The 13,003-nt window shown below is 35.4% G+C and carries 11 protein-coding genes; 8 read left to right on the top strand and 3 right to left on the bottom strand.

Going from position 1 to position 13,003, the window contains the following annotated elements; all coding sequences use genetic code 11:
• A complete protein-coding gene (locus AAEU33_RS20530; RefSeq protein WP_345990039.1) occupies nt 1–510 on the top strand; it encodes a methylated-DNA--[protein]-cysteine S-methyltransferase in 510 nt (169 codons plus the stop codon).
• A 25-nt stretch (nt 511–535) separates the two neighbouring features.
• Nucleotides 536–1,186, top strand: coding sequence for a DNA-3-methyladenine glycosylase (locus AAEU33_RS20525; protein ID WP_345990038.1), 651 nt, complete (start codon nt 536–538; stop codon nt 1,184–1,186).
• Nucleotides 1,187–1,231: 45 nt separating this feature from the next.
• Here AAEU33_RS20525 and AAEU33_RS20520 read toward each other — a convergent pair whose 3' ends face one another.
• The gene (locus AAEU33_RS20520) at nt 1,232–2,011 is read right to left on the bottom strand and encodes a hypothetical protein (RefSeq protein ID WP_345990036.1); all 780 of its coding nucleotides are present in this window, start codon (nt 2,009–2,011) and stop codon (nt 1,232–1,234) included.
• An 876-nt stretch (nt 2,012–2,887) separates the two neighbouring features.
• Here AAEU33_RS20520 and AAEU33_RS20515 point away from each other — a divergent pair.
• The 6 genes from AAEU33_RS20515 (at nt 2,888) to AAEU33_RS20490 (ending at nt 10,174) form a co-directional block, all read left to right on the top strand.
• The gene (locus AAEU33_RS20515; protein ID WP_345990034.1) at nt 2,888–3,499 is read left to right on the top strand and encodes a hypothetical protein; all 612 of its coding nucleotides are present in this window, start codon (nt 2,888–2,890) and stop codon (nt 3,497–3,499) included.
• A 383-nt stretch (nt 3,500–3,882) separates the two neighbouring features.
• Entirely contained in the window at nt 3,883–4,584 is a 702-nt protein-coding gene (locus AAEU33_RS20510) for an ABC transporter ATP-binding protein (RefSeq protein WP_345990033.1), read from the top strand.
• 223 nt (nt 4,585–4,807) lie between these two features.
• Nucleotides 4,808–6,226, top strand: a complete 1,419-nt coding sequence (locus AAEU33_RS20505) for a DUF2705 family protein (protein ID WP_345990031.1) — start codon at nt 4,808–4,810, stop codon at nt 6,224–6,226.
• Between the two features lie 4 nt (nt 6,227–6,230).
• Nucleotides 6,231–7,679 carry an ABC transporter permease subunit gene (locus AAEU33_RS20500; protein ID WP_345990030.1) on the top strand — a complete coding sequence of 483 codons (1,449 nt, stop codon included), beginning with the start codon at nt 6,231–6,233 and terminating at the stop codon, nt 7,677–7,679.
• Nucleotides 7,680–7,690: 11 nt separating this feature from the next.
• Nucleotides 7,691–9,880, top strand: coding sequence for a TonB-dependent receptor (locus AAEU33_RS20495; protein WP_345990028.1), 2,190 nt, complete (start codon nt 7,691–7,693; stop codon nt 9,878–9,880).
• 99 nt (nt 9,881–9,979) lie between these two features.
• Nucleotides 9,980–10,174: a pinensin family lanthipeptide gene (locus AAEU33_RS20490; RefSeq protein ID WP_345990027.1), complete on the top strand. Its 195-nt coding sequence runs from the start codon at nt 9,980–9,982 to the stop codon at nt 10,172–10,174.
• A gap of 62 nt (nt 10,175–10,236) precedes the next feature.
• On the opposite strand, the gene AAEU33_RS20485 is transcribed toward AAEU33_RS20490, so the two are convergent.
• Both AAEU33_RS20485 and AAEU33_RS20480 read right to left on the bottom strand, forming a co-directional pair.
• The gene (locus AAEU33_RS20485; RefSeq protein ID WP_345990025.1) at nt 10,237–12,153 is read right to left on the bottom strand and encodes a lanthionine synthetase LanC family protein; all 1,917 of its coding nucleotides are present in this window, start codon (nt 12,151–12,153) and stop codon (nt 10,237–10,239) included.
• Nucleotides 12,131–13,003, bottom strand: coding sequence for a thiopeptide-type bacteriocin biosynthesis protein (locus tag AAEU33_RS20480; protein WP_345990024.1), 873 nt, complete (start codon nt 13,001–13,003; stop codon nt 12,131–12,133). Before AAEU33_RS20480 ends, AAEU33_RS20485 begins: the two co-directional genes overlap by 23 nt.

Below are 13,003 nucleotides of genomic sequence, written 5' to 3'. Positions count from 1 at the left end.
ATGGATGATAAAAGGCTAGTATACAAAGATGTTTCTTCTCCTGTCGGATTAATCAGGGTAATCGCTTCAGATGTGGGGCTTGTGGCTATAATCTGGGAAGGCGAAGATTATAAAAGAACCCAACTTTCTATTCCGAAAAGGAAGAATCAGCACCCTATACTTTTACAGACGGAAAAAGAGTTAAAAGAATATTTTGAAAACAGCAGAAAAGTCTTTGATGTTCCATTGGATCTGGAAGGAACGAAATTTCAGGTTAAAGTCTGGAAAGCTTTACTGAAAATCCCTCATGGTATGACAAAAACCTACGGGGAAATGGCTAAGATTCTGGGAGATACAAAAGCAGTACGTGCAGTAGGCGGTGCTCTAAATAAGAACCCCATCTCCATTATTGTCCCTTGTCATAGAGTAGTAGGAGCGTCAGGGAAATTGGTGGGCTTTGCCGGAGGGTTGGAAAACAAATTAATTTTACTTGATCTCGAGAAAAGCTTCAGAATGCCGTCTTTATTTTAAATTTAATATAAAAAAAACAGATTGTATGGAATCAACATCGGAGACCAGAGTTTTTAACCTTGAAAATTTCCATGAGCTATGTGAGCATTTAGCAGCTCATGATCAGGATTTAAGGGAAGTTTTAGAAAACCACGGTTACCCGCCGATGTGGACCCGTGAAAACACTTTTGAAACATTAGTCCATATTATTCTGGAACAACAGGTTTCATTGGCTTCTGCTTTAGCTGCCCTCAATAAACTAAAAGAAAAAATGCAGGAGATTACTCCTGAACATATTCTCAAACTTACGGATGAAGAGTTGAGAAAATGCTATGTAAGTCGGCAGAAGATTGTATATATCAGAGGTCTTGCAGAAGCCATTATAAAAGGTGAAATAGCTCTTGAAAAGCTATCGGAAATGTCGGATGACGAAGCACGTAAAACATTAGTAAGCCTAAAAGGAATAGGTAACTGGACAGTTGATGTTTATCTGATGTTTACCCTCCAGCGGGCAGATATATTCCCGATTGGGGACCTGGCTGCGGTCAATGCTTTAAAACGTTTGAAACAACTTCCGTCCAAAGTCGCCAGAGAAGAAATACTTGAAATCAGTGAACAGTGGAAACCCTTCAGGTCTGTCGCTTCTATGATGCTCTGGCACTATTATTTGTCTAATGCGAAAAAGAGGACCGGATGAAAACCGTTATTGAATCGTAGTTTTACGTAAAGAAAATCTCAAAAATTATTCTTCTTTCAGCTCTTCAAAATAAAGCATTACTTTTTTTTCAGTTTCATCTTGTAAGATTATGTTGTTACCGAAGAGGACGTTCCTTAATTTCCGGTATAACAAAACTGAATGGCGGAGACATTCCAATAATGAGTGCCGATTGTATTGTGGCAGGGTAAGTTTTAAATCTTCAAGATCCTTAACCTCCAGATCTGTTTCTACTTTTCTTACACCTCTCGGTAAATTATTGTTTTTGATATGGAGGAGTGGTCCAAAGACACTCATCCTCAAAAAACCTAAGAAGTCAAAGGCTTCAAAATACTCACCTCGACCTACCTTCAGTAAAGCGTAATGTATCCATATCCAAAACCGGTCTTCAATCCACTGATAGTCCGGATACGGAAAACTGGAGACGGAATGGTCGATAACTTTCTGAAGTCTGCCATTTTTGTCAAGAAGAATGGTGGGTGTTTCAACTCTTTCATGAAATTCCTCCAAAGTGACAAATTTTAGATCTACATGCAAAAGAGGGTTGTCATATAAACAAATTAAAAGCCTTGGTTCCCCAACATGCTCACCTGTAAATGCTGAAAGGAAATTACCTAAACGTTTTGCATAATCAATCATCACATTTTTGTCTCCGGTAACTTTTTGTTCGGTTACAATAATCAAATCCAGATCAGAAAATTCATCCATCTGATCTGATATCCATGAGCCTCCGACAGCCAAACCGATGATGGTCTCATCAGTTTGCAGAATCTCTTTAGCCTTGTTTGCAAATTCAACCTGTATCATTTCGACGTTTTAATAACGGTATTGTTTTTATATGTCAAGAAGCCTAAATTATAAAAAATAACAAATAGGTGAGCTAATATATTTTGAAGCCATTACGTCTTCGAACCATTCAAGATATGGTAAGTAGGAGCTAAAGGTTTCTTTGACTGTTAACCGATACTGGTGTTTGAGATCAGCATGTCTACCAATTCCGCCACCCGGGCTTGCAATTGGTGTGCATAAAACGGGTTAAAGAATTTGAATATTAAAAATTTTTGATTTTGTTAGTAAATTATACCAAAAATAAAAACCTCCGAAAATACTTTCAGAGGTTTTTTGTACCCGTAACCGAAGAAATATCGAAACATTTAGTGGAAGATTTGGAAAGAATTATAGAATTAAATAACCCTGTCATATGACCAAGACGAGCATATATTCAAACACTTTTATTGATGATCTGATACACTTAAGCCATCGGGGACGCTTCAGGATTTTTCAATTGAAAATCATCGTTTGAATTAATATTAAAAGACAAGGATAATGTATGTAAAGATTTTTCTTTCTACCTGCAAGATTTTACCGGTGAGCAAATAATACAACTTCAAAGTTCACAAAATATTACTGATAGCCAGAAATCGCTGTCAGTGGGAAGTCAATTTGTAATAGTCTCTGTACTCGTATAACAGAAAGATAATAATCAACAGATTGCAAACATGGGTACTAGTGTAGTTACAATATCTATATTTTTGTTTTCTCTTTCTACCTATATCAGATATATGCTAAAACCTAATGTCCCCAGCATTGTATAAATCGAACCTTTGTTGATTTTTAAATGATTCGTTAATGCAATAATACATAAGCCTGTTAACGCTATAAGTGAGGCTATCCATATTTTGTTTGGAATTCTTATTTTGTAAAATATCCATTTCAAAATGGTTACTACAATTACACATAAGTGAGATATCAAATGAAAAAGTCATTCTTCCTAAGTTTAAATTACCATCTATTGTTGGAAGGATAAAAGAGAAAAAAAGCCAGTGCCTGAAATTTGAGGCCAATCAAAGACAATCATCAGTTCATTCACATCAAGAAGATAATTTTGAATCAGAAACCAAAAAGACAAGTCTTGAAAGCAAATATGTTAAAAAAGATTTACATGAACTTCTTGTCAAAAGTGAAATGTTGATGGAAGAGGAAGAAGACTGGCGTTATGAAATGAAAGTAATTCATGAAAGCGGTTTTGCCACAGGGGTTACCTTTCAGGAATTAAATGCTGCGGGTCAATTGCTCCAAGAAGATGAATTGGAGCCTGGCTTAGAAGAACAATCAGTTGATATTCTTCAAAAAATTCAAGGAACCGAACTTTTCAGTCTTTTAGAAAAATCTTTAGGTACAGCTTCTGAAAGGCCTACAGAACTACTAAATAGAAGTTACCTAAACGATAAAAAGCCAGTTTCGTCCAATTATGATAATGGAATTGAGGGTTTTAATATTAGGGAGTTTGTTTAAATAAACTCACATGTTAGGACAAATCTACAAAAGATAGATTTGTCCTTTTTTTGTTCTTTAATTCGGTAGTATTATGATAGATAATGTGAATAGCGGGATTTAATCTTTAAATACTATGTTGATTACAGTCAAATTTTAAATACTCGAGGAACACCGAACTTATTTTTTGTCACTTTGCCTTATTATAACGAATTTTATGGTACAGTCTTTTTTCAGAAAGAGATACTTATTTCTATTCCACTTTTTCCTAGGTACTATGTCATGCTAAGAATTTGCTATTTGAGAATTATCAATTTTATTTAATGCAATTTAATTGCGTTATTGAATATTTTTTTTATTTTTGAAACAATATTGCATTAAGGGAATTTATACCGAGAGAAAGGATGATAAAAATAATAAATACAAGTAAGTCATATAAAAATAAAGAAGCTGTAAAAGAACTTTCTTTATCTGTAGTTGAAGGCGATATATATGGATTGCTAGGTCCAAATGGCGCTGGAAAATCAACCACATTGAACATGCTGTTGGGGTTCTTAAAACCTGACATGGGGATCACAAAAATCAATGATGTGGATACAAGTATTGATGCAAAAAAAGCAAGGGAAGCAATAGGATATATTCCTGAAAATGTAAATCTATACCCTTATTTAACGGGAATTGAAAATCTTCACTATTTCTGTAAGCTGGCAGGCAAGAATTACAATACAGAAGAGCTTTCTGATATTCTCAATACATGTGGACTACAAAGGGATTCGCACAATAAAAGGACTGGAGCTTATTCAAAAGGAATGCGGCAAAAAGTGGGTATTGCTATAGCTTATGCAAAAAAGGCAAAAGTGTATTTGTTGGATGAACCAGCCAGTGGCCTTGATCCGTTGGCTAGTAATGAACTTTCAGCATTGCTGAAAAAATTGGCAAAAGAAGGAGCCGCTGTATTAATGGCTTCCCATGATATTTTCAGGGTTAGAGAAACATGCAACCGAATTGGGATCCTTAAAAGTGGAATTTTGGTTAAAGAAATGGATACATCAGGAGTAACAGCTGGTGAACTTGAGAAGATATATCTTAATTATATGCAAAGTTGATTTATGTTCACAACAAAATAAACACCCATTTTAATATAAAAAATTTTATCTAATAATTTATTGCAACTTTATTGCATTATTGAAAATAAATATTATTTTTGCTACAATGTTGCGATAATACAGGATGAAGTGATTGCTTCAGACAGCTCTAACAAGCAAGGAATTGTCTTTAAAGTTTCAGAGAAGGAAGCCTATCCTGAATTGAAATAACTAAATATGAATAATGACTGATTTAAAAATAATATTTTTAGTAGCTAAACATGAATTTAGAGCCTTCCAGGTAAATGGTTTGAAAATATTTGCATTACTTTTTATTCTTATTTTATTGGGAGTGTATATGAGTAATTATGTACAGCTCAGTACAGCTTCGATAAAAAATAACCATACTAAAGAAAAGATAGACCGGGAATGGAAAGATCAGAATCGAAGCAATCATAGTGCAGCACATTGGGGAACTTTTCTTTTTAAACCAACCAGTTATCTTGCTCTTCTGGAATCGGGTACCAATATGTATTCCGAAAATTATTATAGGGTCGAGGCGCACAAACGTCCACAAATACACGCTAACAGGTTACCGGACTTAGAAGCTTTTATGAGGAAACCGGATCTTAATACTGCATTTTTTTTCCAATGGCTAATGCCATTATTCATTATTGGTTTAGGATTTTCATCCATTTCATCTGAAAGAGAAAAAGGTTTTCTGAAACTGTTATCTGTACAGGGAGCCTCTTTCGGACAACTGATAACAGGGAAATGGATAGCGCTTTATGCAGCTGTCCTGATGGTCACAGTCCCTCCATTTGTAGTAATGATTTTAGGTCTGGTCTTTGAAAATGAGTCTGTGAATCATTTGGTAAGAGCAGTTTGTTGGTTAGGTTTATATGCAGTGTATTTTTTTCTTGTTTCCGGAGTTGTATTATTGATATCTTCATTAAGCAAATCTTCCTGGTCATCATTGATGAGCAATATTACGTTGTGGATATTGTGTGTTCTTTTAATTCCAAAATTCAGCAGCTCGGCAGCTGATGGTGAATATCCTCTTCCGTCTTATCAGGAGTTTGAACATCATATTAAAACAGGGTTCGATAAAGGGCTTGGTAACGATGGAAGTTATACAACCCGATCAGAAATTTATTTAAAGCAACAACTAAGGAGGTTTAATGTAAATAATATGGGACAATTACCTGAAAATATCCGATTTGCGCTTGATCTTGTGCAAGCTGAAAATTATGAGAACAAGGTGTATCTCTTTTATTCAAAACAGGTAGAAAAGAAATTTGAGGATCAACAAAGATTGATGGAATACATGGGTTTTATTAATCCTTTTATTGCAGTGCGTCAACTATCCATGGCTTTAGCCGGAACCGATGTGGATCATCATATTGATTTTTTCAACAAAGCTGAGCATTATAGAAATAACATGATGGATAGGTTGAACAAAAGAGAATTGGAGCTAGCGATTTCTAAAAAAGATAATGTAAACAATAGGGATTTCTATAGCAGTCTTCCTGATTTTAAATATAATTATCCAGCTGTCGGATATGTTATCAGGCATCATTTAAGGGCGATTCTTTCAATATTTTTTTGGATCATTCTGTTGATTTTATCTTTCAGATTCATTATCAAACGAAATTTTTCTTAGAGCTATGAAGGATAAGATAATGTTGTTATTATTCGAATGGAAACATATTTCCAGACAGCCAGCGGTATGGTTCCTGTTTTTTTTCTTCTTTGTTATTGGTGGATATGCTATTTATTCAGGAAATTTACTTACTATCAAAAAGCTGCAGGCAATAGATGAAGCAAAAAAAGAATCCGCTAAAGATTATCACAATACACTGCTTGCTTTTAGTGATACAGCAACTGTTGAAAAAAAGCAACAGGCCAAGAATGCTGGGAATCCTTATGTGATAGATTACAGATATCCTCGTATCGCTTACGATCATCCTTATCCACTCGCTGGTTTGGCTACCGGAATTAAAGATATTACCCCAATTACGGAGAAGGTTAATTATTATACAGATTATGCTGCAGTTGATAAGGAAATGACGAATCCTTCCATTCTCTTTGAAGGACGTTTGGATCTTATGTATGTCAATCTGTATTTAATTCCTCTTCTGATCATCGTTTTGGTTTATAATACGATCTCTTTAGAAAAGGAAAAAGGAATTAGCAATTTATTGATAGTCCAGGGAGGAACACTCAGGCGCGTGCTACTCGTTAAGCTTTCGATTCGTTTTATCATTGTTTTTTTGGCAGCCTCAATCGTTAATGTCTTAGGAATGCTTTTTTCTGCATCAGGATTGCCATCGGTTCAGGATGCTTTGATGTGGATTTTTTTAATGTTTTCATATGTTTTATTCTGGACATCCTTATGTTTTATGATCATTTCGATAGACAAAAACAGTGTATTCAATCTATTTTCATGTCTGGCAGTATGGATTTTTTTAATGTTCCTCTTACCCATATTGATCAACAAAATAGCACAGTTCAATAATCCTTCTGATCTCAAACTTCTTGATCTTGAAGAGAAAGACAGACTGATAAGTGATGAGGTCTGGACGATGAGGCCCAAAATAGTTGTTGATCGCTTTTACAAAGATTTTCCTGGATATAATAATGCTTATATGCCTACTGATACGATAGATAATCAGAATGATGCCTTTTTTGCGGGTTATTACTGTATTAAACAAAATCGCATGAAAGCAATTGTTGATTCTTTATGGGAGGGAGATTATAAAGCCAATCAAACAGCACATCAATTAATTAAATATAATCCTATACAAAATACGGAACATCTTTTTACGCTTTTGGGACGAACAAGCAGGGCAGATTATCTAGGATATAAAGATGATGTTAAAGATTTTCAGCATGTATGGCAAATCTATTTTTATGATAAGGTTTTCTCTCTCAAAAACGGAAAGAGAAGTTTGGTCAACATCTCGCCGGAGGAGATTAAGAAATTGCCTGTTTTTAAAATTAAATATCATGAAGTTAGACTATCAGAATTTATTTATGGGATCCTTATTCTATGGATCATAAGCCTGATTTGTTTTACGGGAGGATTATTATTAATAAAAAGATTTATACTATAAATATTGAGAAGATGAAGAAAAATTACGTCCTACTGACAGCTGCCCTTTTGGGGACGTTTTCTTTAGCATATGCACAGGAAAAGAAAGATTCCATGTCTACAAAGAATATTGATGAAGTGATACTTACTGCCATGAAGCAGATTAAAACAGATAGCCTTTCCGGAAATCTAAAACGCAGTGATAAGTTGTTGGAGATTCCACAGAATATTGTGAGTATTAAAGGCAGTTTGCTCAATCTCCAGGGAGTATTCGATGTTCAGGATATCCTTCGTAATGCGAGTGGGATCTATATTGGTGATGCTACCGGAGCAGGTAATGTTTTTGCAGGCACTTTCAATGTTCAGTTACGCGGTTTTAGTCCTGTGAGTACTTTTAGGAATGGATTACCTTCATTTGCGGGGGGGCTTTCACAGGAAGATGTGGCATTGATAGAACAAGTGGATATTATTAAAGGACCTGCAGGTTTCATCAATTCCATGGGAACCGGGGGAGGGTCTCTGAATATTGAAACAAAAACTCCACGCGCCAATAGGATTGGGGAAGCCAACGTAGCAATAGGAAGTTTTGGATTCTACCGGGCATCTGTTGATCTCGGGAGCCCAATAAAAGAAAGAGGTTTTTCTTTTCGATTCAATGCGGCTTATGAGTCTCAGGGATATTATGCTGATTATGCAAAACGTCGGAAATTTGTTGTGGCACCGGTAGTTCAGTATAATTTCAGTAAAGATACATTTTTACTCGCTGAATGGAATATGATCCAGGGAAGAGCGTTGGAATCGAGTAATTTTATTCAATATGAAACAGAAGCTACCGTTCAGAAACATCCATGGAATGCAAACTATCAGGGTGATCCGAACTTACCAACATCGAAACTTGATGAACAGTATGGAAGATTTGTGATCCATCATAAGTTTAGTGATAAATGGAAAATAGTTTCTCAATCATCAATTAAAAGTACCCCATTGGATCAATGGAGTCTTCTTGGAGGAACCGCGAGCTATAATCCGCCATTATTCGATGATGAAGGAAAAGCACTTCGTTCCAGTTTCAGAAATAAACAGAAATACCTTACCTATAATACCCAGTTATTTGTAAATGGCAGCTATAATATCACGCCGAAGATTGTCCATACAATACTTACGGGTGTTGATTTTAACAGCAGTAAGAGCGATACTGAACATATTCAGGGAGCCAATGAGTTTGTTTTTAACCGGAATCAGCTGAATTATGGTATTAACCGAGACTTACTGATCCAATCTGAAGCAGATGATCAGATTGATTACACCATGTCGAAAGACCGAACAGTGGGTGCGTATCTTTATAACAACTTTAAATTCTGGGAACGATTATTTGTAGATGCAGGATTCCGATACAGCAAAAATAGGAGGGAGCGCTATCTTAAAGGACCCTATACTCCTAATGGGGAGAGTAATACCTATAGACATCATGCATTTAATCCAAGAGTTGGAGTCACTTATTTGATCCAGAAGAATTTTGCTGCTTTCTTTTCTTATGATCAGAGTTTTGATCCGATGGCTGGTATTGATCCTCAGGGAAAAGAATGGAAGCCGTTGGAAAGTTACAATACAGAATTAGGACTAAAGAAAGATTGGTTTGAAGGGTTATTGTCGACTTCTGTAAGTGTTTACAGAATTATAAGGAATAATTCCTTCTCTGAAAATCCGGCTACAGGCTTACTTACCCAGCTTAATCAGGTTAGAAACAAAGGGCTTGAGATCGACCTAATTGGTTCTATATATCCAAACATTACTTTGACGGCTAACTATTCATATATTAATTCTGTTTACTCAAAAGATCCTTATGCAACAACTTTGGTGGGACAACGGTTCTCTACCGTCCCGAGGCATCAGATTAATATGTGGGTGATGTATAAATTCCAGAAAGGGAAACTAAACGGACTTTCTTTAGCTTTGGGTGAGACCGCTGCGATGGTAAGGGAAACTGATGTGCCGGGAGTACGTATTCCTGATTTTATAAAATTCGATGCAAGTATAATGTACCAATATAAAAAATGGTTCGTCCGTGGAATATTCGATAATCTTATGAATAAAAGGTATATAACTGATGGAAATGTAAGGGACCGATACAATGCAGACTGGACATCCGTAGTAGGGCAGTTGTGGATGTATAAAGAAAGTAATCCTTTCAATTTTAAATTACAGCTAGGGATTAAATTTTAACATTTAAATGCAACTTAGTTGCAATAAAATAAGTATCTTTACAAAACAGGGAAAGCCGAAACCCTTAGACAGTAGGCACAAATTAAAAAAAGTTTTATTATGGAAAACAAAAAAAAGATGAAGCTTAACATCGACGATCTTAAGATCGAAAGCTTCGTAACAGCCCTAGACAAAGATTTGTCTAAAAAATTACAAGGTGGTTTGGGAATTTCTCCTGCAGGAGATCATGATCACCCAACCCACACTATAAAAACTCAGGACAGACTTCACGTTTGTAATACTGTTCAGTGTTAATATAGAAAGACGATTTAAGGGCTGCTTTATGTATATAAAGCAGCTTTTTTTATACAGTTATTTTATTCACTTATTCTTATGAAGAAATTGGTAAGCAGTTGATGGATTTGTTCCAGTACTTTTTTTTCTATTATTTCCTTTTCTTTTTCGGAATAGTGAAAAGATGCTGTCAGCTCCTCTAAGCCCAATGGATTTTCCAAAATCTGGAGCACTGTTGCGGAGAAAGGGTTTAATATAAGATGAAATAGCTCTTGATCTGTACTGTAAAAGACATTGTAATGTTTTCCAGGTTCAGAATCCATGTCATTTTCTTCCTTCCAGTTCCATCTGGATTCGTAAATGTCGATAAAAGGATTACGAATAAAACGTTTTTCCTGAAGATCATTTTCATCATAATCCTGTACTTCTTCCAATTCTTTTTTTAGCATAATCAATCGGGTTTGAAAGCATAAGGTTCCTTTATGCTTTTTTCGGATATTGATTTGGATGGTTTCAAGTTGATGGATATCTGAAAGGTAGGCCGACTGTTTTTCAGGTATACTCTTAATTATATTCAGTAGGCCATTACCAAATTCTTCTATTGTTTGCAAATCGTAAATAGAATCTTCCAGTTTGGACAGCGTTTTCAAAATGGCGAGTGTCTTAGGGTAATAGCGTTCAAAAAAGATCTTTTTAATTTTAAAGTTTTTCAAGATTATATTTTCTCTTTTTTCACCAGTAGTAAGAAGTTCCGGATGCAGAATAGAGTTAAATGTTTTTCCATTTATCATCATAAGTAAAGAAAGTCCGATTCCTGCAGTACCTGTCATGAGTCCTAAGTCTTCACTATTTTGAATTCCCCAGGAGGAATGACCATGTTCTCTGCTTTTTTTTAAGGCTTCTAAAGTAATCTCTGTAGCAAGTTCTAATGCCTCTTTATTGTCAAATACTTCATGATATTGCAATAGAAAATCAGAAAGCCCTCCGTAACCGCTAAACAGAATATGATTTCGTTTGGATCTTGTCATAATATCATTTCTGCACCTTTCAAATATCTTTTTACAGTCTACTTTGTATGCAGGATTATCGGTAATGGTGAGTGCTGAAATTCTAGCTGTACCTATGCCAGAAGCTCCATGCGCCCATGCATTGATGTCAAAGTCTTCAGAAAGGAAAGTATTTTTATTCCAATCAAACAAATCGGGTAACCTATTTTTGGAATCTTCCCATCTTAAGTCCAGCCAATTATTTTTTAAGGGATCATAGTAAGTGTCTTCATAGCAAAACGCCTGTTCAGCTAACCAAATGAATTCACTATTATCAAAGTACCTTCCAAGTTGTAACAGACAAAATGCAATACCTGAATTACCATGTGAAAAACCGCATAAAGAATCTACTGAAAGTGTATTGTCTCCCCATTTGATGCCGGATTCTGCTACCAATGATTTTTCTAAAAGGGTAGTTATTAATTTTGCAACATCCTCTTCTAATTTCTGATCTCCTGTGAAATGGTAAAGGGTGCAGATGACCATTAATATACCGGAGATACCAATCAGCATATCTTCTGTTTGTTCTGTCAGTATTTTCTCCCTGTATATTGTATAAACTTCAGCAGATTGTTGAAGATATAAGTCCTTACCAGTGATCCTAAATAACTCCAAACCTAAATAAATAACCCCGGTTATTCCGTCATAAAGGCTTGAATTTGAAATTTTACGGTCAACTGAATAATGGTATATTTTTGAAAAAGATCCTTCTGCGATTTCAAGATGGTGGCCATTTCCGTAGTTTTCATAAAGTACCAGAAAGAACCAGGCAATACCTCCGGTTCCATTCCATAAAGATGAATTGAATATAAAAGAAATAGCTCCGGAATCATTGTCACGGTGAATGGTATCCCAATAGAAACCATCTTTATCTTGTTTTACTCTGGATAGGAGGAGTTGGCTTATTTCATCCAACCCCACTTGGAATTCTTTAAGTTCTTTGTTTGTTGTCATAATCCTTGATTAAGGGGATAATTTTCATAATTAAAAAAAGCAAGTAAGATTCTTCAGAATTTGTTATTCCCAAGCGGTTATTGGTCATGTGAATAAAACTGAGCAAAGCCTCATCAATGTTTTCTGGAGGCAACTGAGAATGAAAATATCCTTCCCACATTTCATTGGTTATTTTGAGAAATTGCTGTACGAAGGGATCATCTGTTTGATCTAGTGAATTCCAAAACGCCTCTGTTCTTTCATACAGTAAAATTCGATAAGCATTAAACTGCTGTTCGAAGGCCGATAAAATGCCTCTTCTATTTTGTTCCTCTTCAATCATATCATTTGAAAAAGGAACTGGGAGCCAACTTTCTACAAATTTTTGACATAGCTCCTGACAGTGATTCCGTGGGATCCCGATTCCTTTAAAAAAGGTCAGATGAGCTTCTATAGCAAGAAGATACCTTTCCGATGAGGTTAAATTACTGTTGTACATTAAATTTTGCAGAACAAATCGGGATGAAGCACAGAATTGACTTTCAGCAAATTCAATGGTATCAGTATTTCCATACCGGTCTGTTTCGGGAATATATTCAGCTTCTTTTACTACTATATTGATCTGCCTGGAATGTTCATATACCGAAATGTTTTTTTTTAGTAAAAGTAAGAGTACAGATGATTCTTCAGCAGATAAAAACAAGCGTAAACGAATATGATAACCATCTTCAAAATACCGGATGAAGAAAAACTTTACTTCATTTCCAAGGTTGTCCTGTATATCCTGAATAGAAGGATATACTATTTCTTTTAATACAAGATCAGCACTGCCCTCATAGTATAAATAATAAGTATTCCAGATTTTTCGCAT

The sequence above is a fragment of the Chryseobacterium sp. Chry.R1 genome, from assembly GCF_039645525.1.
Lineage (GTDB): Bacteria > Bacteroidota > Bacteroidia > Flavobacteriales > Weeksellaceae > Chryseobacterium > Chryseobacterium proteolyticum.
This window is presented reverse-complemented; position numbering and strand designations above follow the sequence as displayed.